Raw genomic sequence first — 26,832 nt, forward strand, 5'->3', positions numbered from 1 at the left:
ATTTTCCGTCGCTGCGATCGGCATAAACTCGAAATTAGCATTGTTTGATAAAAAAAGGATAACAAAAATGACACATCCGATTGTTGAAGCACTGCAGGGCAACGAAGCGCAGTTTATTGAGCTGCGGCGACATTTTCATCAGCATCCTGAGATCGGTTTTGAGGAGCAGCAAACCAGCCAGCGCGTTGCGGAACTGCTTCAGCAATGGGGATATGAGGTACATCACGGGATGGCAAAAACCGGGGTGGTCGGCACCCTGAAAGTGGGCAACGGCAGCAAACGTCTTGGTCTTCGCGCCGATATGGATGCGTTGCCGATGCAGGAGGAGAGCGGCAAAGCGTGGAGCAGCACCGTTGAAGGCAAATTCCACGGCTGCGGTCACGACGGCCACACCACCACCCTGCTCTATGCCGCCGAGTACCTGGCGCGCACCCGCAACTTTAACGGCACGCTGCACCTGATTTTCCAGCCAGCGGAAGAGCTCATGTATGGCGGACGGGTGATGGTCGAAGATGGCCTGTTTGAGACCTTCCCCTGCGACCATATTTTTGGCCTGCATAATATGCCGGGGCAGAAACTGGGCAAAATTGGCCTGCGCGATGGCGCCATGATGGCTTCCTCGGACACTATACACATTGAAGTTAATGGCGTGGGTGGGCACGGTGCCCTGCCGGAACATACCGTCGATGCGACGCTGGTGGCCTGCCATATTACCCTCGCCCTGCAGTCGATTGTGTCGCGCAATATCACTCCATTTGAACCCGCCGTGGTGACGGTCGGCAGTATTCAGGCCGGTCATGCGCCCAACATCATCAACGACAAAGTTCTGATGAAACTGACCGTGCGCACCCTGAACGAAAAGGTGCGTCAAACCGTTCTGCAGCGCATCCACGATATCGCCGTTGCGCAGGCAGAGAGCTTCAACGCCACGGCCACCATCCGTCATATCAACGGCAGCCCGGTGCTCATCAATAATCCTGCGGCCAACGAGATGGTGCGTACCGTCGCCCAGGATCTGTTCGGACAGGATGCTGTGGCCGCTATCGGTTCATTCATGGGCAGTGAAGACTTCGCCTTTATGCTTGAAAAGAACCCTGACGGCTGTTACTTCACCATCGGCGCTGGCGATGAAGCGGATCGCTGCATGGTGCATAACCCGGGCTATGACTTTAACGACAAGATCCTGATCACCGGCGCCGCACTCTGGAGCGCCCTGACCGAACACTATCTGCGTTGATCCCATATCCCCAGGAGGGCTGCACAATGAGTACCGTTCCCCTGACAGGCACCCCGGCTTTCGCAGGTAACGATCGACTGCTGGCGGGTATTGTTCTGAGCGTTCTGACATTCTGGTTATTTGCCCAGTCGGTGATTAACGTCGTGCCGGCCATGAAAAATAGCCTCGACATATCCCTGGAGACGCTCACGCTGGCAGTCAGTCTCAGCGCGTTATTCAGCGGCTGCTTTGTGGTTGCCAGCGGTGGCTTTGCCGATAAGTTTGGCCGCGTGCGCCTGACGGTTATCGGCCTGGTGCTGAGTATCATCGGCAGCGGCCTGCTGTTTCTGACCCGGGAACCGGTGCTTTTCCTGCTGGGACGGGCGATCCAGGGGCTGTCGGCAGCCTGCATTATGCCCGCGACACTGGCGCTGATTAAAACCTGGTACGACGGTAAAGCGCGCCAGCGGGCGATCAGCTTCTGGGTCATTGGCTCCTGGGGCGGCAGTGGCCTGAGCTCGTTTGTTGGCGGCGCGATTGCCACCAGCCTGGGCTGGCGCTGGATTTTTGTTTTTTCCATCGCGATGGCCCTGGCTGCACTGCTGTTGATCCGCGGTACGCCGGAAAGCCGAAGCGCCAGTGCTGGTCAGCACAAGCTGGATATTGGCGGGTTGGTGAGTTTTGTCTGTATGCTGGTGCTGCTCAACCTGTTTATCAGCAAAGGGCATAGCTGGGGCTGGGGCAGCGGCCTGTCACTGACGGTGCTGGGGGCAACGATCCTCGCGGCACTCGGTTTTATCTATACCGGCCTGCGCAAAGGCGATGCGGCGCTGATTGATTTTGCGCTGTTTAAAAACCGGGCCTACAGCGCGGCGGTGCTCTCAAACTTCATGCTCAACGGCTGTATTGGCACCATGATGATCACCAGCATCTGGTTACAGCAGGGCCATCATCTGACGCCTTTACAAACCGGAATGATGACGCTGGGGTATCTGGTGACGGTGCTCGCCATGATTCGCGTTGGAGAAAAGCTGCTTCAACGCTATGGCGCCCGCCTGCCGATGATGACCGGCCCGGTGTTGACCGCAATCGGCATCACCTTTATCTCCTGCACTTTCCTGAGCAAAGAGATCTATATCGTGACCGTCTTTTTCAGCAACGTCCTGTTTGGCCTCGGGCTGGGCTGTTATGCCACGCCATCGACAGACACGGCGGTGATGAACGCCCCAGAGAGCAAAGTTGGGGTGGCATCAGGGATCTATAAGATGGGCAGTTCGCTGGGCGGAGCAATGGGGATCGCCGTAACGGCTTCACTGTATGCCCTGCTGCTGCCGCTGGGCATGGCCAGCGCCGCACAGTACGCGCTGCTGTTTAACAGTGCGATTTGTCTCGGTTCGGCGGTGGTGGCCTGGGCGTTATTACCCAAATTGCGGGCCCCTTAGTAACAGAGGCCGCAGGGCTATCAGGCGATGTTCAGGTATTTGTGCGTCTGCATCGACAGACGCCAGTTACGCGCAATACAAGTCTCAATACACAGACGGGTGGCATCCTCTTTCTGGCTGATGGGCTGCAGCGCAATAACGCGCTGTTTTTCGTCCGTCAGCGTTGCCAGCAGCTCGTCCAGCGCTTCGATATCGCGCGTGCGCCCGACCGGGTGTTTGATCTCATCGGCACGCTCCAGCGCCTGGGAGAGGATGTCGTAACCGCCACGCATATTGACTTTTGGCGATACCGTCACCCAGGTGGTGTGGGAGCAGCGCACTTCATGGGTGCCGCTGGTCTCAATCTGACAGCTAAAGCCGTTCTTCTCCAGCAGCATGGTGAGCGGCATCAGATCGTGAATGCAAGGTTCACCGCCGGTGATCACCACATGGCGCGCCGTCCAGCCCTGACGACCAATGATCGCCAGCAGATCTTCCGGATTTGCTGCGCCCCATTTGTCGCTCTCTTTGGTTTTCGCCAGAATGCTGAACAGTGACACTTCCCGATCGCTAAGCGTTTCCCAGGTATGTTTGGTATCACACCAGGCACAGCCAACCGGGCATCCCTGCAGACGAATAAAAATAGCGGGAACGCCGGTGAAGTAACCCTCGCCTTGCAGGGTCTGGAACATCTCGTTAATCGGGTACTGCATAGTTATCTCTGGTCAGATTTACGGGGGGGGCATTATTGCAGATCGCACATAATCAGGCAAAACAACCCCCGTCACGATTTTATTCCGGTCAGTTTAAGGATAGCCAGGTTAACAGCCTTAGGGTGGAAAGCCGTGGTCAGAAGGCAATGTTAAAAACATTAAAACTTACGCTACGCTTTTAAGATATCGCCCACCCGGCTGTCGACGTTAACCCCTTTGACTGAGTAGCCATCAGAATACTGGACAAGCAGAATGAGCCATTTTGCGGTAATAACGCTACCGTTATACAGCCATATGCGCGCTATGGAAGCACTGGCAAAACACCTTATCGTGCGCGGCCATCGGGTCACTTTTTTTCAGCAGGAAGAGGCCCGCACGCTGCTCAGGGAACCGCAGGCGCACTTCATCGCCGTGGGTCACCCGACGCCGTCTGCGATGCACGAGCCGGGTTTTTTCCGCCTGATATCAGACATGGCAAGCGTTACCGATATGCTGTGCCGTGAACTGCCTCTCGCCTTCAAACAGCACAATATTGACGCCGTGATTGTCGATCAGATGGAGCCGGCAGGAGGGCTGGTTGCACAAGCGCTCAACCTGCCCTTTATCTCTATCTGCTGCGCCCTGCCGGTAAACCGGGATAACACCATTCCCTTGCCGGTGATGCCTTTTCGCTATGGCACCAGCAATCGCAGCCGGAAATTATACGCCTCCAGCGCGGATGTTTATGACTGGCTGATGTCGAAACAGGGGCGGGTCATTGCCTGTCATGCCCGGGCGTTTGGTCTACCCTCGCGCACCAGGCTGGATCAATGCCTGTCGCCGTTGGCGCAAATCAGCCAGACCATCCCGGGCTTTGATTTTCCACGCACCTTGCCCGCCTGCTTCCATGCGGTAGGCCCGCTACGCTACGATCCGCCAACGGTCTCTACCGGCAATAAGAAGCCGTTTGTTTTTGCCTCACTGGGCACGCTCCAGGGCTACCGCTACGGGCTGTTCCGCACGATTGCCCGCGCCTGCCGACAGGCTGGTGTGCCCTTGCTTATTGCCCACTGTGACAGACTCAATGCAAGTCAAACCGCCCGGCTGGCGCGTGCGGGGGCGCAAACCGTAGGATTTACCGATCAGCTGGCGGTCTTGCGCGATGCCAGCGCCGTCATCACCCACGCAGGGCTGAATACGGTTATGGATGCCATCGCCACCGCCACGCCGATCCTCGCCGTACCTCTGGCGTTTGATCAGCCAGGCGTCGCCGCCCGAGTGGTCTTCAGCGGCATTGGCCTGAAGGCCTGCCGTTTTTCGCCGAGCCGCACGCTCAGCCAGCATCTTCTCGACCTGCTGGAAAATAAGCAGTACACGCAGCGCATCACCGCCCTCCAGACTCAGCTGATAAATGCCGGAGGGGCAGCACGGGCTGCCGAAATTATTGAACAGGCGGTATGCACACGTCATCGCGTACCGACGGTGTAATGATAAAAAAAAACCCGCCGAAGCGGGTTTTTCTAAAGATGAAAGTTCAGCGTGAATTACTGACCTTTGATCTCTTTACGACCGTTGTAAGGTGCTTTCTCGCCCAGCGCTTCTTCGATACGAATCAGCTGGTTGTATTTAGCAACACGGTCAGAACGGCTCATAGAACCGGTTTTGATCTGGCCAGCAGCGGTACCAACAGCCAGGTCAGCGATGGTCGCGTCTTCAGTTTCGCCTGAACGGTGAGAGATAACGGCAGTGTAGCCAGCGTCTTTCGCCATTTTGATCGCAGCCAGAGTTTCGGTCAGAGAACCGATCTGGTTGAATTTGATCAGGATGGAGTTAGCGATGCCTTTCTCGATACCTTCTTTCAGGATTTTGGTGTTGGTTACGAACAGGTCATCACCAACCAGCTGGATTTTGTCGCCCAGGACTTTAGTCTGGTATGCGAAACCATCCCAGTCAGACTCGTCCAGACCATCTTCGATGGAGACGATTGGGTACTGTTTGGTCAGCTCTTCCAGGAAGTGAGTGAACTCTTCGGAAGAGAAGGCTTTGTTGCCTTCGCCAGCCAGAACGTATTTACCGTCTTTGTAGAATTCAGATGCTGCACAGTCCATCGCCAGGGTGATGTCGGTGCCCAGCTCGTAGCCTGCTGCTTTAACTGCTTCAGCGATTACGGCCAGTGCTTCGGCGTTAGAACCCAGGTTAGGTGCATAACCACCTTCGTCACCAACAGCGGTGTTCATGCCTTTGGCTTTCAGAACTTTTGCCAGGTGATGGAAAACTTCAGAACCCATACGGATGGCTTCTTTAACAGTTTTCGCGCCAACCGGCTGAATCATGAATTCCTGGATGTCGACGTTGTTGTCAGCGTGCTCACCGCCGTTGATGATGTTCATCATCGGAACTGGCATAGAGTATTTGCCTGGAGTGCCGTTCAGTTCAGCAATGTGTTCGAACAGTGGCTGACCTTTAGAAGCAGCTGCTGCTTTGGCGTTAGCCAGGGAAACAGCCAGGATTGCGTTCGCACCGAAGTTAGATTTGTTTTCAGTACCGTCCAGATCGATCATGATCTTGTCAATGCCAGCCTGATCTTTGGCATCTTTGCCAAGGATTGCCTGAGCAATAGGACCGTTTACTGCGCCAACCGCTTTGGTTACGCCTTTGCCCAGGAAGCGGGATTTGTCGCCATCGCGCAGTTCCAGCGCTTCGCGGGAACCAGTAGAAGCACCTGACGGCGCAGCAGCCATACCTACGAAACCACCTTCCAGGTGTACTTCGGCTTCAACAGTCGGGTTACCACGGGAGTCGATGATTTCACGACCGATGACTTTAACGATTTTGGACATTAGATTTTCCTCAGTACAAGTTAAACTAAAACTCCAGACAAACAACGCGTACCTCTGGTACGCGTTGCCGTTCTAACTTTTCTTACTTCGCCTGACGCTTCTGGAACTCCGTCGCGGCTTTCACAAAGCCAGCAAACAGCGGATGTCCATCACGCGGCGTAGAAGTAAATTCCGGGTGGAACTGGCAGGCAACGAACCACGGGTGGTTCGGCACTTCGATGATCTCGACCAACTGATCATCCCCGGAGCGGCCCGCAATACGCAGACCCGCAGCTTCAATTTGTTTCAACAGCAGGTTGTTCACTTCATAACGGTGACGATGGCGTTCAGTGATGACTGGCGCACCGTACATCTGGCGTACCAGGCTGTCATCAGAGAGCTGGCAAGCCTGAGAACCCAGACGCATCGTGCCACCCAGATCGCTTTTCTCGGTACGGACTTCGACGTTACCTTCTTCGTCGCGCCATTCGGTAATCAGCGCCACAACAGGGTACTTACAGTCTGGCACAAATTCCGTAGAGTTCGCGTTTTCCATGCCCACCACATTACGGGCAAATTCAATCAGTGCAACCTGCATACCCAGGCAAATGCCGAGGTAAGGAATATTGTTTTCACGCGCATAGCGTGCGGTGGCGATCTTGCCTTCAACGCCACGGTAGCCGAAGCCGCCAGGGATCAAAATAGCATCCAGATCTTTCAGAATTTCTACACCGCGGGTTTCAACATCCTGCGAATCGATCAGCTTGATGTTGACGGTTACGCGGTTTTTCAGGCCACCGTGTTTCAGCGCTTCGATAACGGACTTATAGGCGTCCGGCAGTTCGATGTACTTGCCGACCATACCGATAGTCACTTCGCCTGCCGGGTTCGCTTCTTCGTAAATAACCTGTTCCCATTCAGACAGGTTAGCTTCCGGACAGTTCAAGCTGAATCGTTTACAAATATAATCGTCCAGGCCCTGTGATTTCAACAGGCCCGGGATTTTATAAATGGAATCGACATCTTTCATTGAAATAACGGCTTTTTCTGGCACGTTACAGAACAATGCAATTTTTGCACGTTCGTTGGCCGGAACCGCACGATCGGAGCGGCAGACCAGAATATCTGGCTGAATACCGATGGAGAGCAGCTCTTTAACGGAGTGCTGAGTCGGTTTGGTTTTCACTTCACCTGCGGCAGCCATGTAAGGCACCAGGGTCAGGTGCATGAACAGCGCGTGTTCGCGACCAATATCAACCGCCAGCTGACGGATCGCTTCGAGGAACGGCAGGGATTCGATATCGCCTACGGTACCGCCGATTTCTACCAGCACGACGTCGTGGCCTTCACCACCAGCAATGATGCGCTCTTTAATGGCGTTGGTGATGTGTGGGATAACCTGAACGGTTGCGCCCAGGTAGTCACCGCGACGCTCTTTACGCAGAACGTCGGAGTAGATACGGCCAGTCGTGAAGTTGTTACGGCGGGTCATTTTGGTGCGAATGAAGCGCTCGTAGTGACCCAGGTCCAGGTCGGTTTCAGCGCCGTCTTCAGTAACGAACACTTCCCCGTGTTGGATCGGGCTCATGGTACCTGGATCGACGTTGATGTACGGATCCAGCTTCATCATGGTCACATTGAGGCCACGGGCTTCAAGAATGGCTGCGAGGGAGGCTGCGGCAATGCCTTTACCCAGAGAGGATACAACCCCGCCGGTCACAAAAATATAGTTCGTTGTCATGCTGAACCTGAGAAGTTAGGGTGAAACGATGGAATAACCAGGACGGGAAAGTAGTATACCCGAACACGGCGAGCGCCACAAACTTTCATTCTCCGTCTCCTGTCTCAGGCTTTGACTCATATTGGGAGTGAGAAAATAGCCCCTTTTGGGTAAATGTTTTTGACGCAAATCAAGCGCTTGTCATTTAAAAAATCACACAAATTGCGCTTGATCGCAAAAACCCGTTAGAGATCAGATTCCTGGCGTTTTACTTCCTGCCAGACTTCTTCCATCGCGTCGAGGTCCACGCCGGTCATTTCCAGGCCGCGCGCCGCGATAATGCGCTCCACTTCCCGGAAGCGGCGCTCGAATTTGAGGTTCGCTTTCTGCAGCGCCATTTCGGCTTTGACGCCCAGATGACGAGAAAGATTGACGGTGGCAAACAGCAGATCGCCCATCTCCTCTTCAAGCTTCTCCTGGTCCACTACCGCCTGCTGCGCTTCGTGCATCACCTCGTCAATCTCTTCATGCACTTTGTCGAGCACCGGGCCTAAGGATGTCCAGTCAAACCCCACCGTCGAGCAGCGTTTCTGAATCTTGTGCGCGCGCATCAGCGCCGGCAGGCTTAACGGAATATCGTCCAGCGCCGAATGTTGCGACTTTTCAGCCCGTTCCGCGCTTTTAATCTGTTCCCAGCGGGCCAGAACCTCGGTACTGTTTTCGGCGGTGGCATCACCAAAGATGTGCGGGTGACGGCGCTCCAGCTTGTCGCTGATGGCGGCACAGATATCGTTGAAATCGAAGCGTCCCTCCTCCTGGGCCATCTGCGCATAGAACACCACCTGGAATAGCAGGTCTCCCAGCTCGCCGCGCAGATCGTCAAAATCTTCCCGGGAGATAGCGTCCAATACCTCGTAGGTCTCTTCAAGCGTGTAGGGGGCGATGGTGGCGAAAGTCTGCTCTTTATCCCACGGACAGCCGTTTTCCGGGTCGCGCAGACGTTGCATAATGCCGAGCAGGCGGTCGATTTGGGTCATAGTTTTGTCCTGATAAAAAAATGCCGGGTGGCGGCTTGCGCCTTACCCGGCCTACAAAAGAAGGTGCGATTATCCGCCGTGCAGACGACGGGCGTCGATCACATCCGGCACCTGGTTCAGCTTGCCGAGCACACGGCCCAGCACCTGCAGGTTATAGATTTCGATGGTCATATCAATGGTGGCGAGCTGCTGCCGCGTATCGCTGCGGCTGGCGACGCCCAGCACGTTCACCTTCTCGTTCGCCAGAATGGTGGTGATATCGCGCAGCAGGCCGCTGCGATCGTTGGCTGAGACCCGCACTACCAGTGAATAACCGGCGGAATAGCTCTCGCCCCACACCGCATCCACGATGCGTTCCGGCGCGTGAGACTGTAAATCGTCCAGCTGATCGCAGTCCGCACGGTGAATGGAGATCCCGCGCCCCTGGGTGATAAAGCCGACAATCTCATCCCCCGGGATTGGCTGGCAGCAGCGGGCAATATGGTGCATCAGGTTGCCGACGCCCTCCACCACCACTCTGCCTTTGTCTTTTTCTTTGCCACGGTGCGAGGGGGCGTAGCTCTTCTGCTGAAGCTGCTTCAGCGCCGCCGCATCCTGCTCTTCCGCGCTCGGTTTGTTGAACTGCGCCTGCAGGAAATTCACCATCTGGTTAAGACGAATATCCCCACCGCCAATGGCGGCCAGCAGCTCATCCAGCTCGTTAAAGTTGTAGCGCGGCAGAAGGAATTTTTCTGCCTCTTTCAGGTGGATGCCTAAATGCTCCAGCTCGTCATCGAGGATCTGGCGTCCGGCAAGAATATTCTTGTCGCGATCCTGCTTGCGAAACCAGGCATGAATTTTTGAGCGCCCGCGGCTGGTGGTGACATAGCCGAGGTTCGGGTTCAGCCAGTCGCGGCTCGGGTTCGGCTGTTTCTGGGTGATGATCTCAATCTGGTCGCCCATCTGCAGCTGGTAGGTGAACGGCACGATACGCCCGCCGATTTTGGCGCCGATGCAGCGATGCCCCACATCGCTATGGATATGGTAGGCGAAGTCGAGCGGCGTTGAGCCTGCCGGCAGGTCAACCACGTCGCCTTTCGGCGTAAAGACGTAGACCCGGTCGTCAAAGACCTGGCTGCGCAATTCGTCGAGCATTTCACCGGAGTCGGCCATCTCCTCCTGCCACGCAATCAGCTTACGCAGCCAGGCGATACGATCCTCGTGCCCGGAGCGCGCCCCGCTTGTGGGCCCCTCTTTATACTTCCAGTGCGCGGCGACGCCGAGCTCGGACTCCTCATGCATCTGCTTAGTACGGATCTGGATTTCGACGGTTTTGCCGCCCGGCCCCAGCACCACGGTATGGATCGATTGGTAGCCGTTCGGTTTCGGATTGGCGACATAGTCGTCAAACTCATCCGGCAGGTGGCGGTAATGGGTGTGGACAATCCCCAGCGCGGCGTAGCAGTCCTGCAGCCGCTCGGCGACGATACGCACGGCGCGCACATCAAACAGCTCGTCAAAGGCGAGATGCTTTTTCTGCATTTTGCGCCAGATGCTGTAGATATGCTTCGGACGGCCATAGACTTCAGCCTTCACCCCCTCTTCTTTCATCGATTTACGTAAGCCGCCGACAAACTCATCGATGTAGTGTTCCCGATCGATACGGCGTTCGTGCAGCAGCTTAGCAATGCGTTTGTATTCCGCCGGGTGCAGGTAGCGGAAGCAGTAATCCTCCAGCTCCCATTTCAGCTGGCCGATGCCCAGACGGTTCGCCAGCGGGGCATAGATGTTGGTGCACTCTTTCGCCGCCAGCACGCGTTCGTCTTCCGGCGCGTCTTTGACTTCCCGGAGGTGGGCGACGCGTTCGGCAAGCTTAATGACCACACAGCGGAAATCATCCACCATCGCCAGCAGCATACGACGCACGTTATCCACCTGTTCAGACGAGACCGAATCGGTGTGGGTGGCTTTGAGCTGACGGATGGCCGCCATATCGCGCACGCCGTGGATCAGCGCCACGATCGATTTCCCGACGCTTTCGCGCAGCACCTCTTCTGTGACCACCTCGGCGTCGGCCAGCGGGAAGAGCATAGCCGCACGAAGGGTGTCGATATCCATACTCAGCATGGAGAGGATCTCAACCATCTCTACGCCGCGCCACAGCAGCAGCTCGGCATCGGGATGCCCCTGCGTGGTGCGCAGACAGTAGGCCCATGTTTCGGTTAAGCGTTCACACGACTGCTGGCTGGCAATCCCCAGACTTGCGATCCATTTTTGTGGGTCAAACTCACCAGCTTTATTGAGATGTGCACTTCTTACCGCAACCATTGTCCTCTCCTTTAGGGACCCCTGCCTGTCGAATTCGACAAGCCGAAACTCATCAATTGTGTTCAAACAACGCCATTGATTCCAGATGCCCAGTGTGCGGGAACATATCAAGCATTGCCAGACGCTGAATCTGGTAACCCGCCGCTAATAACGCCTCGCTATCGCGGGCAAGCGTTGCCGGATTACAGGAAACATAGACCACGCGTTTGGGCGCCAGTTTAATAATATGCTGCATCACGCCTGGCGCGCCCGCGCGTGCCGGATCAAGCAGGATTTTATCGAAACCGTGCGCCGCCCATGGCTGCTGGGTAACATCCTCTTCAAGATTTTCGTGAAAAAATGTCACGTTTTGCAGCGCATTGTGAACAGCGTTATCGCGCCCCTTTTCCACCAGCGCCGCCACGCCTTCAACGCCGACCACGCTTCGTGCCCGTTTTGCCAGCGGCAGGGTAAAGTTGCCCATCCCGCAAAACAGGTCGAGTACCCGGTCCTCCGGCTGAATATCCAGCCACGCCAGCGCGGTCGCGACCATCTGCTGGTTAACGCCGTCGTTAACCTGAATGAAGTCGCGCGGGCTGAACGTTAAGCGTAGCCCGTCTGAATCATACCAGGGCGTTTCGCCGCTCAGTTGCTCAAGTATCTCGCTTTGCGGGGCGAGATAAAGCGCAAGGTCATGAGAATGCGAAAAGCGTTCCAGTTTTTCACGATCCCGGGCCGACAGCGGCGCCGTATGGCGCAGCACCATCAGCGGGCCACTGTTCGCCAGCACCAGCTCAACGTGCCCAAGATGGCGGACGCCCTGCAGGTCAGAGAGGCATTTGCGCACCTCTGGCAGCAATGCCTCAAGACGGGGCACCAGAATGGGGCACGCTCTGACATCAACGATGTCGCTGGAGTTGGCCTTGCGAAAGCCCATCTCCAGACGCGCGGTTTTCGGCTGATAATTGAGGCTCAGACGCGCCCGGCGGCGGTAGCCCCAGGGTTTATCTACGATCACTTCATCAACGTCGTGCTTCAGCAGGCGCGCCAGGGCGTTGCTTTTGCTGCGCTCCTGCAGCGCGACGCTGGCGTGCTGTTGTTGGCAGCCGCCGCAGACGCCAAAGTGCGGGCAGCGAGGCGTTTCACGTTCCGGGCTATCATTAAGACGGCGCTTTACCTGCCCGCGTGCGTACTGACGTTTCTCTTCCGTCAGGGTGATTTCCGCACGCTCCTGGGGCAGCAGGCCGGGAATAAATACGGTCTTGCCCTCGTGGCGCGCCACCCCCTGTCCGAACGGATCGAGGTCTGTCACTTCAACAGTTATGATCTGACGCGTCGTCACGCGTCGCTTTGCAGAGTAGAATTGCGCCATCGCCGGGAATTTTCTCAAATGAACATATTGACTCTAATTGTCCCATAACGGAACTCCATGACCAACTACAGCCTGCGTGCGCGCATGATGATTTTGATCCTCGCCCCTACCGTACTCATTGGTTTACTGCTGAGTACCTTCTTCGTGGTGCACCGTTATAACGACCTGCAACGTCAGCTCGAGGACGCCGGTGCCAGCATTATTGAGCCGCTCGCGGTCTCCAGCGAGTACGGCATGAACCTGCAAAATCGCGAGCCCATCGGCCAGCTCATCAGCATTCTGCACCGTCGTCATTCGGACATTGTGCGGGCGATTTCAGTGTATGACCAAAATAATCACCTGTTTGTGACCTCCAATATTCAGCTTGATCCCGACACCCTGAAGCTGCCGGATGGTACGGCGTTTCCAAAACGGCTGAGCGTGATCCGCCAGGATGAAAAAATGATCCTGCGCACCCCTATTATTTCGGAAAGCTATTCACCGGATGAATCTCCCGCGTCGGACGCTAAGCCCAATAACAATCTGTTGGGATATGTGGCGCTGGAGCTGGATCTCAAGTCCGTGCGGCTGCAACAGTACCGGGAGATCTTTATCTCCACGGTGATGATGCTGTTCTGTATCGGCATTGCGCTGATCTTCGGCTGGCGTCTGATGCGGGATGTAACCAGCCCCATCCGCAACATGGTAAATACCGTCGACCGGATCCGCCGGGGCCAGCTCGACAGCCGCGTCGAAGGCTTTATGCTCGGCGAGCTGGATATGCTGAAAAACGGCATCAACTCAATGGCCATGTCGCTGGCGGCATACCATGAGGAGATGCAGCATAACGTCGATCAGGCTACTTCCGACCTGCGCGAAACGCTGGAGCAGATGGAGATCCAGAACGTTGAGCTGGATCTGGCTAAAAAACGCGCCCAGGAGGCGGCACGCATCAAGTCGGAGTTCCTGGCGAATATGTCCCACGAGCTGCGCACCCCGCTCAACGGGGTGATTGGCTTTACCCGCCTGACGCTGAAAACCGAGCTCAACCCGACCCAGCGTGACCACCTGCATACCATTGAACGCTCCGCCAACAACCTGCTGGCGATCATCAATGACGTACTGGACTTCTCCAAGCTCGAAGCGGGCAAATTGATCCTCGAGAGTATTCCGTTCCCGCTGCGCAACACCCTGGATGAGGTGGTCACCCTACTGGCGCACTCCTCCCACGACAAGGGGCTGGAGCTTACGCTGAACATTAAAAATGATGTGCCGGACAACGTCATTGGCGATCCGCTGCGCCTGCAACAGGTGATCACCAACCTGGTGGGTAACGCCATTAAGTTCACCGAGAGCGGGAACATCGACGTGCTGGTCGAAAAACGCTCCATCAGCAATACCAAAGTGCAGATTGAGGTGCAGATCCGCGACACGGGGATCGGTATTCCTGAGCGCGATCAGTCCCGGCTGTTCCAGGCCTTCCGCCAGGCCGACGCCAGTATCTCCCGCCGCCACGGCGGTACCGGGCTGGGGCTGGTCATCACGCAAAAACTGGTTAATGAGATGGGGGGCGATATCTCCTTCCACAGCCAGCCTAACCGGGGTTCGACCTTCTGGTTCCATATCAACCTCGACCTGAATCCGAACGTGCTGACCGATCGTCCGGCCATGGATTGCCTGCAGGGTAAACGGCTGGCGTACGTGGAGCCCAATACCGCCGCCGCGCAAAGCACGCTCGATGTGTTAAGCACGACGCCGCTGGAGGTGGTCTACAGCCCGAACTTCTCCACGTTGCCGGTTGACCATTACGACATCCTGCTGCTGGGGATCCCGGTGACCTTTACCGGCGATCTGACCATGCAGGAGGAGCGGCTGGCGAAAGCGGCCTCGATGACCGATTACCTGCTGCTGGCCCTGCCCTGCCATGCCCAGATCAACGCCGAGGAGCTAAAACATGACGGGGCGGCCGCCTGCCTGCTGAAACCGCTGACGGCCACGCGCCTGTTGCCAACGCTGACGGAATATTGCCGTCTGAACCATCACATCGCACCGATGACCAGCGATGAGAGCAAACTGCCGATGACCGTGATGGCGGTGGATGACAACCCCGCCAACCTGAAGCTGATCGGGGCGTTGCTGGAGGATCAGGTTCAGCATGTCGAACTGTGCGAGAGCGGTCTGCAGGCGGTGGAGCGAGCGAAGGAGAAGCAGTTTGACCTGATCATGATGGATATTCAGATGCCCGGTATGGACGGCATCCGCGCCTGTGAACTGATTCGCCAGCTTCCTCATCAGCAGCAAACCCCGGTGATTGCCGTGACGGCGCATGCGATGGCGGGGCAAAAGGAGAAGCTGCTGAGCGCCGGGATGAACGACTATCTGGCGAAGCCGATTGAAGAAGAGAAACTGCACAGCCTGCTGCTGCGCTACAAACCCGGCCCTACCACAGGCAACTGGATCCCCGCACCGGAGATTCCGCCGGCGGCCCCGGAGATTGTGACTAACGTCAGTGCCACCCTCGACTGGCAGCTGGCGCTGCGTCAGGCGGCGGGCAAAAATGACCTCGCGCGGGAGATGCTGCAGATGCTGGTCGCGTTCCTGCCAGAGATCCGCAATAAAGTGGAAGAACAACTGGTGGGAGAAAACCCGGAAGACCTGGTCGGGGCGATCCATAAGCTGCACGGCAGCTGCGGGTACAGCGGGGTGCCACGTCTTAAGAATCTCTGTCAGCTGCTGGAGCAGCAGTTACGTTCCGGTACGCCGGAAAGCGAGCTAGAGCCGGAGTTCCTGGAGTTGCTGGATGAGATGGATAACGTCACGCGGGAAGCGATGAAGGTGCTGGGGTCGTAAGGCCCCTCTCCCGACAGGAAGAGGGGGAACAGAAGGGATTACAGCCCCCTTCCCACTTTTAATACGGCGGCGATATTGCGGGCCGCCATCCGCACGTTTTCTTCGGCCTCTTCCAGCGCCTCTTCCAGCGTACAGACGGTATAAATCACGCTGAACACCGCGTCGATGCCATGGTCATGCACCACGCCGACGTCCGCCGTCAGGCTGCCCGCGAGGCCAATGACCGGTTTATTGTAGCGTTTGGCAATCTTCGCCACCCCTACCGGCACTTTGCCATGAACGGTCTGGCTGTCGATCCGCCCTTCGCCGGTGATCACCAGATCGGCATCGGCCACCAGGCCGTCGAGATTGAGCGCATCGGTGACGATTTCAATACCCTGGCGCAGCTGCGCGCCGCAAAACGCATACAACGCCGCGCCCATACCGCCCGCCGCGCCGCCACCCGCCAGCCCGAGCACGTCAACGTCCAGGTCGCGGGCGATGATCCGGGCATACTGCGTCAGCGCGCGATCGAGGCGCACGATCATCTCTGAGGTCGCCCCCTTTTGCGGACCAAACACGGCGGACGCGCCATTGTCGCCGGTCAGCGGGTTAGTGACATCGCATGCCACCTCAATGCGGCACGCCGTCAGTCGTTTATCCAGACCGCTGATATCGATACGTGCCAGCCTTTCCAGTTCACCGCCGCCGGGACCGATGGCGTGACCCTGTTCGTCCAGCAGTTTCGCACCAAGCGCCTGCACCATCCCTGCGCCGCCATCGTTAGTGGCGCTGCCGCCAATCCCAATGATGATATGTTTTACGCCTGCATCCAGGGCATGGCGGATCAGCTCCCCGGTTCCCCAGGAGGTGGTTTTCAGCGGATTGCGCTGGGCCGGGGGAACCAGCTCCAGACCGCTGGCCGCCGCCATCTCGATGAATGCGCTTTTTCCATCGCCGGAGCGGCCATAAAAACCGTCAACATGCTCGCCGAGCGGCCCCGTTACGCGTACCTGAATAATTTCACCCTGGGTGGCGGCGACCATCGCTTCCACGGTGCCCTCCCCGCCATCGGCAACCGGCAGTTTCACGTACTCCGCCGTGGGGAAAATCTCGCAAAATCCTTGCTCTATCGCCGTTGCCACTGCCAGGGCACTCAGGCTCTCTTTGTAAGAGTCCGGTGCGATCACTATTTTCATAAGCCGTCCTTACGCATGTTGACTACCATAAGCATACACCCGTCACGCAAGAGATAATGCCGACTCCCGCAGGAACCGGCACCGGACTTAACGCACCATGCAAGGGCGTTTGTTGTTGAAGGTCCACTCCGGAATCAGGTACTGCATCGCCATCGCGTCGTCGCGTGCGCCCAGACCGTGCTGCAGGTAGAGCTCGTGCGCCTTCATCACCTGATCCATATCCAGCTCCACGCCCAGACCCGGTGTGGTTGGTACCTGCACCATACCGCCCTTGATTTCGAACGGCTGTTTGGTCAGGCGCTGGTTGCCCTCCTGCCAGATCCAGTGGGTGTCGATGGCGGTGATGTTGCCCGGCGCGGCTGCGGCCACGTGGGTGAACATCGCCAGCGAGATATCAAAGTGGTTGTTGGAGTGTGAGCCCCAGGTCAGGCCGAACTCGTGGCACATCTGCGCCACGCGCACCGAGCCCTGCATGGTCCAGAAGTGCGGATCCGCCAGCGGGATATCCACCGACTGCAGCGACAGGGTATGCCCCATCTGACGCCAGTCGGTGGCGATCATGTTGGTGGCGGTTGGCAGACCGGTGGCGCGGCGGAACTCGGCCATCACTTCACGCCCAGAGAAGCCCTGCTCGGCACCGCACGGATCTTCCGCATAGGCCAGCACGCCCTTCAGACGCTTACCGATGCGGATCGCCTCGTCCAGCGACCATGCGCCGTTTGGATCGAGGGTGACGCGCGCCTGTGGGAAGCGTTTCGCCAGTGCAATGATCGATTCGGCTTCTTCTTCACCCGCCAGCACGCCGCCCTTGAGTTTGAAATCGTTAAAGCCGTACTTCTCGTAGGCGGCTTCCGCCAGACGGACCACCGCATCAGGGGTCATCGCCTCTTCATGGCGCAGGCGATACCAGTCGCACTGCTCATCCGGCTGGCTCTGGTACGGCAGCGGGGTCAGCTTGCGGTTGCCCACAAAGAACAGGTAGCCCAGCATCTCAACTTCGGTGCGCTGCTGCCCGTCACCCAGCAGGGAGGCGACGTTAACGCCCAGATGCTGGCCCAGCAGGTCGAGCATCGCCGCTTCAATACCGGTCACCACGTGGATAGTGGTGCGCAGGTCGAAGGTCTGCAACCCGCGGCCACTTGCGTCACGGTCGGCAAATTCGTTACGGACGGCGTTAAGAACGTTTTTATAGGCGCCCAGGGTTTGACCCACCACTAACGGGATCGCATCTTCCAGCGTTTTACGGATCTTCTCGCCACCCGGGATTTCACCTACCCCGGTGTGACCGGCGTTATCTTTGATAATCACAATATTACGGGTGAAGAACGGGGCATGGGCGCCGCTCAGGTTCATCAGCATGCTGTCATGACCCGCGACCGGGATAATCTGCATGGAGGTCACAACAGGAGTAGTAGACGTGCTCATAATTCCATCCTTTAATCAGTGGCGACCGAACGCCGGGCGTTTACGGTCAAAGGTCCAGCCGGGGATAAGGTACTGCATCGGGCCTGCGTCATTACGCGCGCCGCCTGGCAGTTTCTTATACGCCTCATGCGCTTTGTGGATCTGATCCCAGTCAAGTTCCACGCCAAGCCCCGGAGCGTCAGGTACGGCAATCTTGCCGTGTTTAATTTCGAGTGGATTTTTAGTCAGGCGCGCTTCGCCTTCCTGCCAGATCCAGTGGGTGTCTATAGCGGTCGGCGTGCCCGGTGCGGCGGCACCGACATGGGTAAACATCGCCAGCGAAATATCAAAGTGGTTGTTGGAGTGACAACCCCAGGTCAGGCCCCAGTCATCGCACAGCTGCGCCACCCGTACCGCGCCGGAAAGGGTCCAGAAGTGCGGGTCCGCCAGCGGAATATCGACCGCGTTGAGCATGACGGCATGTCCCATCTCGCGCCAGTTGGTGGCGATCATGTTGGTCGCTACCGGCAGGCCCGTGGCGCGGCGGAACTCCGCCATCACCTCACGGCCAGAGAAACCCTGCTCGGCGCCGCACGGATCTTCGGCGTAGGTCAGGACATCGCCCAGCCCTTTGCACAGGGCGATAGCTTCATCCAGCAGCCAGGCGCCGTTGGGATCCACGGTAATGCGGGCATCCGGGAAGCGTTTTTTCAGGGCGCGGGCGCTCTCAATTTCCTGCTCGCCCGGCAGAACGCCGCCTTTCAGTTTGAAATCCTTAAAGCCGTAGCGATCCTGCGCCGCTTCCGCCAGACGCACCACCGCCTCACTGGAGAGCGCCTCCTGATGGCGCAGGTGATACCACTCGTGGCTGCCCGGCGAACGTTCCAGGTAAGGGAGATCGGTTTTGGTGCGATCGCCCAGGTAGAAGAGATAGCCCAGCACGGTGACCGCATCGCGCTGTTTTCCAGGGCCGAGCAGTTCACACACCGGCACGTTCAGCGCTTTGCCGAGCAGGTCCAGCAGCGCCGCTTCCAGCGCCGCCACCGCATTCACCCGCAGCTCAAAGGTCCAGGCACCTTTGCCGAACGTATCGAAATCGGCAGACTGGTTGCCTTTGTGTACGCGCTGCACCACTTTGTTCAGGCGCGCCACCTCCTGACCCACCACCTGCGGAATGGCATCCACCAGGGTCTGGTAGATCACCTCGCCGCCAGGCGCTTCACCTACGCCGGTATTCCCGGCGTTATCGGTCAGTACCACGATATTACGGGTAAACCAGGCGTTATGCGCGCCGCCAATGTTCAGCAGCATACTGTCCTGGCCGGCAACCGGGATAACCTTCATTTCAGTGACGACAGGGCTGGATTGCATACTCATCATCAACGCTCCGTAACAGGTTTCAGCTCGATACGTTTGATATCACCCACCAGGACCAGGTAGCTCAGTACCGCTACCAGGGCATGGATACCGACGTAGATCAGCGCCCCGTTGAACGAACCGGTGGTACCGACAATGTAGCCAATGGCGATCGGGGTGACGATCCCGGAGATGTTGCCGAACATGTTGAACAGACCGCCGCTCAGACCGCTGATCTCTTTCGGCGCGGTATCTGCCATCACCGCCCAGCCCAGCGCCCCGATACCTTTACCGAAGAAGGCCATCGCCATAAAGCCGATAATCATCCACTCGGCGTTCACGTAGTTACACATCACCATCGTCATGGAGAGCAGCATACCCAGCACGATTGGCGTTTTACGGGCGATATTCAACGAGCCAGTACGACGCATCAGCCAGTCGGAAATTACCCCGCCCAGTACGCCGCCGACAAAGCCGCAGATTGCCGGAACGGAGGCGACAAACCCGGCTTTCAGAATTGACATGCCGCGCGCCTGCACCAGATAGACCGGGAACCAGGTAATAAAGAAGTAGGTTAAGGCGTTGATGCAGTACTGGCCGAGATAGATCCCGAGCATCATGCGGGAACCCACCAGCTGTTTGATTTGGCCCCATTTCTGGCTGAAGGGGACTTTCGCTTTGCTGCTCGCCTGATCCATGTTGATCAGCGCGCCGCCTGCGGCAATGTAGTCCAGCTCTTTCTGGTTTACGCCGGGATGCTGGTTCGGTTCGTGGATCACTTTCAGCCAGATAAAGCTGATCACAATGCCCAGACCGCCCATAAAGAAGAACACATGCGACCAGCCCACCTCGTGCGTCAGCCAGCCCATGATGGGCGCAAAGATGACGGTGGCAAAGTATTGTGCAGAGTTAAAAATGGAGACCGCCGTTCCCCTCTCCTGAGCCGGGAACCAGGCAGCCACGATTCGGCTGTTGCCGGGGAAGGATGGGGCTTCTGCCAGCCCGACGAGGAAGCGCAGGGTAAAGAGCGCGACAATGATGCCAAAGCCGTTAAAGATATCGACAAAGCCCTGCAGCAGGGTAAACATGGACCAGATGAAAATGGACCAGAAATAGACGCGTTTTGAACCGAAGCGATCCAGCAGCCAACCGCCAGGAATTTGGCCGATAACATAGGCCCATGAAAATGCCGAGAAAACATACCCCATACCGACCGGATCCAGACCGATATCTTTTGCCATTTCTGAACCGGCAATCGACAGGGTGGCGCGGTCGCCATAGTTGAAGGATGTGACGATAAACAGCATCACCACTATCCAGTAGCGGGCGTTAGTACGCTTTTCAGCGCTGCTCGCCGCTTGGCTTAATGAACTCATTCTTGCACTCCTGAATCATAGCGTTTTCGCTACGTTCATTCTGAACAGCTCAACCGTAGGGTAATCAGAATGACGTGTATGTGTTTTTGCAGTTCGAACATGTAGGTCGTTTCGCCTTACTGACTGCATTTTTATTAACTGGCGGAAAAAGTATAAGAAAGGAACCTGGCCCCTCTCACCGTGCATCAACACAACATTGGCACGGCTCTGTGCGGTTGTTTGTGGCAAAAGCCCAGGACAATGGAAGAGACTTCACGGAAATGAAAACTGCCTGCCCGTAAGGGGGAGGCCAGTGCCAGGGAATAACGGGAGTGTGAAACAGGTCGCTTGACGCAGTGAAAATGCCTGCTAATAACCGCGCTTCAGATGAGGATTTACGGGCGATTGCCCAAAGCTTACTCGATTCAGTTAACTTATACTGGCTGCATGGTCGCTTTGTCAACTGGCAAAGAGTTCTGGCCCTCCGCTCAGGGAGGGCAGGAACTTATTTTAGCAATGTGCCCCACTGTTCAACCCAGGGATTGGATTCGCCTTCCGGCTCAGGGTGTTCAGAGGCGTCAATCATCAGCATATCACCCACGCGCTGCGCGCTTTGCTCCTGTAACAGAGCGTCGAACAGCTTACCGCCACCGCAGAAATTCGCGTAAGTGCTGTCACCGAGCGCAATAATGCCGTAACGCATTTCCGGCTGATAACCCAGCTTATCTTTAATTCCCTGGAATAGCGGAACAATGCTGTCCGGGAGATCGCCCTGCCCGGTTGTCGAGGTGACCACCAGCACATACTGGCCCTGATATTTTTCCCAGTCGGCCAGATCGGGATCTTCATAGACCGTGGCTTTATGACCCATGCCTGCCAGAATCGCTTCGGCCTCTTCTGCCACCAGCAGCGAGTTACCGTACATCGTGCCGACAAAAATTCCGATTACCGCCATGTTTTACTCCCTGATTAAACGCTCGTTCCGATCATCCTGAACGTTGGTTACGTCAAACTCAACCCTTTCATTTTCGGGGAGTTGTCCGCGCCATCCAAACTGTGACAACGCCTGCATCCACACCTCGTCCAGCCCGGCCCGGATCGTCAGTGGCTTGCCGGTAAACGGATGGATAAGTTGCAGCTGGCTGGCGTGTAGCATCAGACGATGGCAGCCGAAATGCTCCGCGGCGCTGCGGTTTTGCCGCAAGTCGCCATGCTTGCTGTCGCCGATGATCGGATGGCGAAGATGGGCAAGGTGGCGTCGCAGCTGGTGCTTACGCCCGGTTTTCGGCTCCAGTTCAATCAGACTATAGCGCGTGGTGGGAAACTTACTGGTGGGAACGGGCATTTCAGTGGTCGCCATGCCGCGATAGTCGGTTACCGCGGGCTGCGGGCCTTTGTCGTCGCGGGCATACTTATCGGCAATTTTATCCAGCTCTTCCGTCAGGGGGTAATCGAGCGTGGCGCACTCTGTCAGCCAGCCCCGGACAATCGCATGGTAGCGTTTCTGGATCTGATGCTGCTCAAACTGCTGCGCCAGACGTCGACCGGCCTCGCTGGAGAGCCCCATCAGCAGAACGCCGGAAGTGGGTCTGTCCAGACGGTGGGCAGTGAAGACATGCTGACCGATCTGGTCGCGCACCGTCTGCATCACCACCACTTTTTCATCCCGGTCCAGCCAGCTACGGTGCACCAGCCAGCCGGAGGGCTTATTAACAGCGACCAGCCACTCATCCTGATAGAGGATCTCGATCATGCTTCGTCGCCGAAGAGCGTATCGAGGGCCAGCAGCACGGCCAGCACCGCGTCGCGTGACGGATGAGCAGCGTCCAGCGCCATTTCATAATAGGGCGCCACGGCAAAGCTCTGGGGTAGCGGATGGCCGCTGTCGAGCAGTGCATGCATGCGGGGAATGAGGACCCATTGCAGCCACTCAAACGGCTCCAGGGTATCCATACAGAAAGGTTGCGTGCTCTCAAAAGCCTCTGGCTGCGGCGCCGTCTCCTGCCACAGCTGATGGTCGCGCAGTAAAGCTTCAATGGCGTGCAGTTGCGCGCGCACGTTGTCGTGATGGGTCATACAAACCTCAACTGAAAATGTGAACGGCGCGCAGCATAGCAAAGACCACGCAGAAATAAAAAAAGGGAGCACTGTAAAAACAGTGCTCCCGGTTCGTTTCGTAGCAATCCAGCTACTTTTAGTGCTCCCTGCTCATCCGTGACAACTTTTCCTCTGACCCTAAGGCCTGGTCTTCCCTTGACCGCTGCATCCTGCGCACATCGTCCTGATGTGACTGCTTCTTCCTGAAGCGTCCTGGTCTTCCTGACCCACCGGACATCTGTACCGGCTCTCATTCTCCTTCCTGGAGGTGTCCTTCAACGCGTCCTGCGTGATCCTCTTGCTTCATCCTGAAGCCTTCCTTGTAGCGTCTTCCTGACGTGTCCTTATTAAGAAACGTCATCATCCTGATGTTCGTTTCTTGTGTCGGCTTCCTGTCGACGGAGATAGAATCCATGATTCCGCTTCGTCTTACAAGGTACTACGTAAGCCAAATTAAAAAGTTTGCGTATCTGTGCTAAGCGTTTTAAAAAGACAAGTTACTGATAAATTAGTGATTATTAAATAGCGGGATGGTTAAAGCATTCAACTAATAAGGGCGATCTCTCACAAACTCTGTAAGAGATCTCTCACACGCGCAGTAGTATGCAGGATTACACGACGGGATGAAGATGATTAAGAAAATCCGCAAGGGAAGCGGAGAGGATCTGACGCTTCTGCGTACCCAGCGTCTCTTTTATCACGTTACCTGTAAGGTTGCAGACAGAGATAACGTCCATTTCACTGTCGAGCGTGGCGATAAACAACGTTGGCGATAGCTTCAGGCGCTTCTGAGTAACAAGGTGCCCAATCAGGTTCTCCTGCACGAGCAGCAGGTCTTCTTCGCTCCAGGTTTGCAGCAGCGTCATCGCTTCATTATCAAAGCGAGCGCACATATCCCCGGCGAACTGTGTGGTATAGAACGCGTGAACCGGAGGTTGTACCACAATGTCCATGGCACGTTCAATGGCTTTTACACTCTGCTCAGCGGTAAACGGCTGCGGCTGCCAGGTCACGGTCTCGCCGGAAGAGGTGATAATGCAGGGTGAAGGCACGCCGTACAGCTCTTCGCTTTGCGGCCATGACGCTTTCTGTTCATGCCAGGCGTCACAGTAACGCGTGGTAAATGCGGTTAACGCAGCAGCAGTCTCTTTATCCACCGGTTTCTCTCTTCATATAAGCCAGGATACACTCAGCCCATAGTTTACCTTTAAAGTGACAATGAAACATGTCTTACGAAAACCATGATGCCTTATCGGGCCTGACGCTGGGCAAAAGCACAGCCTACCGCGACATCTACGATGCCAGCCTGTTGCAGGGGGTGCCGCGCAGCCTCAACCGCGATCCGCTGGGCCTGAAGGCCGATGCCCTGCCTTTCCACGGCGGAGATATCTGGACGCTCTACGAGCTCTCCTGGCTTAACGCCCGCGGTTTACCGCAGGTGGCAGTGGGTCATGTTGAGCTGGATTACACCAGCGTCAATCTGGTGGAGTCCAAAAGCTTTAAGCTCTACCTCAACAGCTTTAACCAGACCCGCTTTGAGAGCTGGGAAGCGGTACAGCGCACTCTGGAGAGGGATTTAAGCGCCTGTGCCCAGGGCAAGGTCACGGTGGCGCTCTACCGGATTGATGAGCTTGAAGGCCAGCCCATCGCCCACTTCCACGGCACCTGCATCGACGATCAAGATATTGAGATTGACAACTATCAGTTTGACACCGCGTGGCTGGAAAAGAGTGCCAGCGGCAAAGTGGTGGAAGAGACGCTGGTCAGCCACCTGCTCAAATCCAACTGCCTGATTACCCATCAGCCTGACTGGGGTTCGGTGCAGATCCAGTATCGCGGGGCAAAAATCGATCGTGAGAAGCTGCTGCGCTACCTGGTCTCCTTCCGTAACCACAATGAGTTCCACGAGCAGTGCGTGGAGCGCATCTTCAACGATATTCTTCATTTCTGCCAGCCGGAGGCGCTCAGCGTCTATGCCCGCTATACCCGACGCGGCGGACTGGATATCAACCCGTGGCGCAGCAATACCGATTTTGTTCCTGCCATCGGTCGGTTAGTACGTCAGTAAAATAAATAAATTTATAATATGCGCGGTATGTTCCGCGCTTTAGGTTGTGAAAGGTCATAAGCCAGGGCTATTGTAATCAACGGGGAAAGACGATAAACGTCCCGTAAGGAGCTCACTTGATTACACATATTAGCCCGCTTGGCTCAATGGATATGTTGTCGCAGCTGGAAGTGGACATGCTCAAGAGCACGGCCAGCAGCGATCTTTATCAATTGTTTCGCAACTGTTCACTTGCCGTTCTGAACTCCGGTAGCCTCACCGACAACAGCAAAGAGTTGCTGTCGCGCTTTGAAAGCTTTGATATCAATGTCCTGCGCCGCGAACGTGGCGTAAAGCTGGAACTGATTAACCCGCCAGAAGAGGCCTTTGTTGACGGGCGCATCATTCGTGCGCTGCAGGCCAACCTGTTTGCGGTCCTGCGCGATATCCTGTTTGTGAACGGCCAGATCAATAACGCCGGTCGTTTTCAGCATCTGAACCTGGAAAGCTCCGTTCATATTACCAACCTGGTCTTCTCTATTCTGCGTAACGCCCGTGCTCTGCACGTGGGCGAAGCGCCAAGCATGGTGGTGTGCTGGGGTGGTCACTCCATTAACGAAACCGAATATCTCTACGCCCGTCGCGTGGGCACCCAGTTGGGTCTGCGCGAGCTGAACATCTGCACAGGCTGTGGCCCGGGTGCGATGGAGGCGCCAATGAAGGGAGCGGCAGTGGGCCATGCGCAGCAGCGCTACAAAGAGGGCCGCTTCATCGGTATGACCGAGCCGTCTATTATCGCCGCTGAACCACCCAATCCGCTGGTTAACGAACTGATCATCATGCCGGACATTGAGAAACGTCTGGAGGCGTTTGTCCGTATCGCCCACGGGATTATCATCTTCCCGGGCGGCGTAGGGACAGCAGAAGAGTTGCTCTATCTGCTGGGCATTCTGATGCATCCGGCAAACCACGATCAGGTGCTGCCGCTGATCCTCACCGGCCCGAAAGAGAGCGCCGACTACTTCCGCGTCCTGGATGAGTTCATTGTGCATACGCTGGGAGAAACGGCCCGTCGTCACTATCGCATTATTATTGACGATGCCGCAGAAGTGGCACGCCAGATGAAAAAGGCCATGCCGCTGGTGAAAGAGAACCGCCGGGATACCGGGGATGCCTACAGCTTTAACTGGTCGATCCGTATTTCGCCCGATCTGCAGATCCCGTTTGAGCCATCCCATGAAAATATGGCTAACCTGAAGCTCTACCCCGATCAGCCGGTTGAAACGCTGGCCGCCGATCTGCGTCGCGCCTTCTCAGGCATCGTGGCCGGTAACGTTAAAGAGGTGGGTATCCAGGCCATCGAGGAGTTTGGTCCCTATAAAATTCATGGCGACCGCGAAATGATGCGCCGCATGGACGATCTGCTCCAGGGCTTTGTCGCTCAGCATCGTATGAAACTTCCGGGCAGCGCCTACATCCCCTGCTACGAGATTTGCGCATAACACCCGTGCCCGGCTGCGTGTCGGGCACCTTCTCACTCTCCCCCGCCGGGAATCGCCTTCAGCCGCCCGGCTTTTTTATTCCCTTCAGCCACATGGCGTGGCTTGAGATATCACCGTAACTTATCTTTTTGCGTTTAGATAACCAAACGCAAACGATTACGTACAATTTCTAAGCGTTATTTATTAGCTACAAACGTCTTAAATCACGAAAAAATCCTCTAAAAACTCACTTTTACAGCGTATGACACCTATATTCCCGGGCTCTCTATCACGCTACATATCGTTAATGTTAGCCTTCGCGCCCAGAAATTCGCTGTGATGTTTTATTAGCAGATAAATGGTCTAAAGATATCCACCTCAAAAGTAGATTATTGCATTTGAGATCGGGATCACTGATAGATCCATTACGAAAATGTATCTTTCCGCCCGCCGATAGTTACGGAGAAAAATTATATAAAAACCGTCACTGAGCGAATTTCATATTACGATTAGCCCTTTTTG

General features: G+C 56.4%; 20 protein-coding genes. 6 read left to right on the plus strand and 14 right to left on the minus strand.

What is annotated here, in order from left to right:
* The first annotated feature begins 67 nt into the window (after window positions 1-67).
* Both GNG29_RS18305 and GNG29_RS18310 read left to right on the plus strand, forming a co-directional pair.
* Window positions 68-1,237 carry a M20 aminoacylase family protein gene (locus tag GNG29_RS18305; protein WP_156655169.1) on the plus strand — a complete coding sequence of 390 codons (1,170 nt, stop codon included), beginning with the start codon at window positions 68-70 and terminating at the stop codon, window positions 1,235-1,237.
* A gap of 26 nt (window positions 1,238-1,263) precedes the next feature.
* Window positions 1,264-2,658, plus strand: a complete 1,395-nt coding sequence (locus GNG29_RS18310; RefSeq protein ID WP_103180928.1) for an MFS transporter — start codon at window positions 1,264-1,266, stop codon at window positions 2,656-2,658.
* 20 nt (window positions 2,659-2,678) lie between these two features.
* On the opposite strand, the gene queE is transcribed toward GNG29_RS18310, so the two are convergent.
* Complete coding sequence (queE, locus tag GNG29_RS18315; protein WP_103180929.1) at window positions 2,679-3,350, minus strand: 7-carboxy-7-deazaguanine synthase QueE; 672 nt, start codon at window positions 3,348-3,350, stop codon at window positions 2,679-2,681.
* 252 nt (window positions 3,351-3,602) lie between these two features.
* Here queE and GNG29_RS18320 point away from each other — a divergent pair, with 252 nt between their 5' ends.
* Entirely contained in the window at window positions 3,603-4,817 is a 1,215-nt protein-coding gene (locus tag GNG29_RS18320) for a glycosyltransferase (protein ID WP_156655170.1), read from the plus strand.
* A 56-nt stretch (window positions 4,818-4,873) separates the two neighbouring features.
* On the opposite strand, the gene eno is transcribed toward GNG29_RS18320, so the two are convergent.
* The 5 genes from eno to rlmD form a co-directional block, all read right to left on the minus strand.
* Window positions 4,874-6,169 (minus strand): phosphopyruvate hydratase, encoded by a 1,296-nt coding sequence (gene eno, locus GNG29_RS18325; RefSeq protein ID WP_103180931.1) that lies wholly within the window; start codon window positions 6,167-6,169, stop codon window positions 4,874-4,876.
* A gap of 82 nt (window positions 6,170-6,251) precedes the next feature.
* Window positions 6,252-7,889, minus strand: a complete 1,638-nt coding sequence (gene pyrG, locus GNG29_RS18330; protein ID WP_103180932.1) for a glutamine hydrolyzing CTP synthase — start codon at window positions 7,887-7,889, stop codon at window positions 6,252-6,254.
* A gap of 224 nt (window positions 7,890-8,113) precedes the next feature.
* Window positions 8,114-8,905, minus strand: coding sequence for a nucleoside triphosphate pyrophosphohydrolase (gene mazG / locus GNG29_RS18335; RefSeq protein ID WP_103180933.1), 792 nt, complete (start codon window positions 8,903-8,905; stop codon window positions 8,114-8,116).
* A gap of 69 nt (window positions 8,906-8,974) precedes the next feature.
* Window positions 8,975-11,212, minus strand: coding sequence for a GTP diphosphokinase (gene relA, locus GNG29_RS18340; protein WP_103822711.1), 2,238 nt, complete (start codon window positions 11,210-11,212; stop codon window positions 8,975-8,977).
* Window positions 11,213-11,264: 52 nt separating this feature from the next.
* A complete protein-coding gene (rlmD, locus tag GNG29_RS18345; RefSeq protein ID WP_156655171.1) occupies window positions 11,265-12,563 on the minus strand; it encodes a 23S rRNA (uracil(1939)-C(5))-methyltransferase RlmD in 1,299 nt (432 codons plus the stop codon).
* 57 nt (window positions 12,564-12,620) lie between these two features.
* Between rlmD and barA the strand changes: the two genes are divergently transcribed.
* Window positions 12,621-15,392: a two-component sensor histidine kinase BarA gene (gene barA / locus GNG29_RS18350; RefSeq protein WP_156655172.1), complete on the plus strand. Its 2,772-nt coding sequence runs from the start codon at window positions 12,621-12,623 to the stop codon at window positions 15,390-15,392.
* A gap of 38 nt (window positions 15,393-15,430) precedes the next feature.
* Here barA and GNG29_RS18355 read toward each other — a convergent pair whose 3' ends face one another.
* From GNG29_RS18355 to syd, 8 genes are all read right to left on the minus strand, one after another.
* Window positions 15,431-16,570, minus strand: coding sequence for a glycerate kinase (locus GNG29_RS18355; RefSeq protein WP_103180937.1), 1,140 nt, complete (start codon window positions 16,568-16,570; stop codon window positions 15,431-15,433).
* An 87-nt stretch (window positions 16,571-16,657) separates the two neighbouring features.
* Entirely contained in the window at window positions 16,658-17,998 is a 1,341-nt protein-coding gene (gene gudD, locus GNG29_RS18360; RefSeq protein ID WP_168192060.1) for a glucarate dehydratase, read from the minus strand.
* Window positions 17,999-18,010: 12 nt separating this feature from the next.
* Window positions 18,011-19,351: an enolase C-terminal domain-like protein gene (locus tag GNG29_RS18365; RefSeq protein ID WP_103181129.1), complete on the minus strand. Its 1,341-nt coding sequence runs from the start codon at window positions 19,349-19,351 to the stop codon at window positions 18,011-18,013.
* 2 nt (window positions 19,352-19,353) lie between these two features.
* A complete protein-coding gene (gene gudP, locus GNG29_RS18370; protein WP_103180939.1) occupies window positions 19,354-20,706 on the minus strand; it encodes a galactarate/glucarate/glycerate transporter GudP in 1,353 nt (450 codons plus the stop codon).
* Window positions 20,707-21,190: 484 nt separating this feature from the next.
* Window positions 21,191-21,640: a flavodoxin gene (locus GNG29_RS18375; RefSeq protein ID WP_103180940.1), complete on the minus strand. Its 450-nt coding sequence runs from the start codon at window positions 21,638-21,640 to the stop codon at window positions 21,191-21,193.
* Between the two features lie 3 nt (window positions 21,641-21,643).
* The gene (truC, locus tag GNG29_RS18380; protein WP_103180941.1) at window positions 21,644-22,438 is read right to left on the minus strand and encodes a tRNA pseudouridine(65) synthase TruC; all 795 of its coding nucleotides are present in this window, start codon (window positions 22,436-22,438) and stop codon (window positions 21,644-21,646) included.
* Entirely contained in the window at window positions 22,435-22,761 is a 327-nt protein-coding gene (locus GNG29_RS18385) for a YqcC family protein (RefSeq protein ID WP_103180942.1), read from the minus strand. Before GNG29_RS18385 ends, truC begins: the two co-directional genes overlap by 4 nt.
* Before the next feature lie 632 nt (window positions 22,762-23,393).
* Window positions 23,394-23,939 (minus strand): SecY-interacting protein, encoded by a 546-nt coding sequence (gene syd / locus GNG29_RS18390; protein ID WP_156655173.1) that lies wholly within the window; start codon window positions 23,937-23,939, stop codon window positions 23,394-23,396.
* A gap of 68 nt (window positions 23,940-24,007) precedes the next feature.
* On the opposite strand from syd, the gene queF reads away from it, so the two are divergent.
* Together queF and ppnN are read left to right on the plus strand one after the other, a co-directional pair.
* The gene (gene queF, locus GNG29_RS18395; protein ID WP_103180944.1) at window positions 24,008-24,850 is read left to right on the plus strand and encodes an NADPH-dependent 7-cyano-7-deazaguanine reductase QueF; all 843 of its coding nucleotides are present in this window, start codon (window positions 24,008-24,010) and stop codon (window positions 24,848-24,850) included.
* A 116-nt stretch (window positions 24,851-24,966) separates the two neighbouring features.
* Window positions 24,967-26,331 (plus strand): nucleotide 5'-monophosphate nucleosidase PpnN, encoded by a 1,365-nt coding sequence (gene ppnN, locus GNG29_RS18400; protein ID WP_103180945.1) that lies wholly within the window; start codon window positions 24,967-24,969, stop codon window positions 26,329-26,331.
* Window positions 26,332-26,832: the final 501 nt, after the last annotated feature.

It is taken from the genome of Leclercia sp. Colony189 (assembly GCF_009740165.1).
GTDB lineage: Bacteria > Pseudomonadota > Gammaproteobacteria > Enterobacterales > Enterobacteriaceae > Enterobacter.

Excerpts from the sequence above, each read along its gene's own strand:
- pyrG (WP_103180932.1), bottom strand. The coding sequence starts at position 7,889 with ATGACAACGAACTATATTTTTGTGACCGGCGGGGTTGTATCCTCTCTG.
- truC (WP_103180941.1), bottom strand. The coding sequence starts at position 22,438 with ATGATCGAGATCCTCTATCAGGATGAGTGGCTGGTCGCTGTTAATAAG.
- queF (WP_103180944.1), top strand. The coding sequence starts at position 24,008 with ATGTCTTACGAAAACCATGATGCCTTATCGGGCCTGACGCTGGGCAAA.
- rlmD (WP_156655171.1), bottom strand. The coding sequence starts at position 12,563 with ATGGCGCAATTCTACTCTGCAAAGCGACGCGTGACGACGCGTCAGATC.
- GNG29_RS18320 (WP_156655170.1), top strand. The coding sequence starts at position 3,603 with ATGAGCCATTTTGCGGTAATAACGCTACCGTTATACAGCCATATGCGC.
- relA (WP_103822711.1), bottom strand. The coding sequence starts at position 11,212 with ATGGTTGCGGTAAGAAGTGCACATCTCAATAAAGCTGGTGAGTTTGAC.
- GNG29_RS18310 (WP_103180928.1), top strand. The coding sequence starts at position 1,264 with ATGAGTACCGTTCCCCTGACAGGCACCCCGGCTTTCGCAGGTAACGAT.
- GNG29_RS18365 (WP_103181129.1), bottom strand. The coding sequence starts at position 19,351 with ATGAGTATGCAATCCAGCCCTGTCGTCACTGAAATGAAGGTTATCCCG.
- queE (WP_103180929.1), bottom strand. The coding sequence starts at position 3,350 with ATGCAGTACCCGATTAACGAGATGTTCCAGACCCTGCAAGGCGAGGGT.
- gudP (WP_103180939.1), bottom strand. The coding sequence starts at position 20,706 with ATGAGTTCATTAAGCCAAGCGGCGAGCAGCGCTGAAAAGCGTACTAAC.
- barA (WP_156655172.1), top strand. The coding sequence starts at position 12,621 with ATGACCAACTACAGCCTGCGTGCGCGCATGATGATTTTGATCCTCGCC.
- GNG29_RS18305 (WP_156655169.1), top strand. The coding sequence starts at position 68 with ATGACACATCCGATTGTTGAAGCACTGCAGGGCAACGAAGCGCAGTTT.
- GNG29_RS18385 (WP_103180942.1), bottom strand. The coding sequence starts at position 22,761 with ATGACCCATCACGACAACGTGCGCGCGCAACTGCACGCCATTGAAGCT.
- GNG29_RS18375 (WP_103180940.1), bottom strand. The coding sequence starts at position 21,640 with ATGGCGGTAATCGGAATTTTTGTCGGCACGATGTACGGTAACTCGCTG.
- GNG29_RS18355 (WP_103180937.1), bottom strand. The coding sequence starts at position 16,570 with ATGAAAATAGTGATCGCACCGGACTCTTACAAAGAGAGCCTGAGTGCC.
- eno (WP_103180931.1), bottom strand. The coding sequence starts at position 6,169 with ATGTCCAAAATCGTTAAAGTCATCGGTCGTGAAATCATCGACTCCCGT.
- mazG (WP_103180933.1), bottom strand. The coding sequence starts at position 8,905 with ATGACCCAAATCGACCGCCTGCTCGGCATTATGCAACGTCTGCGCGAC.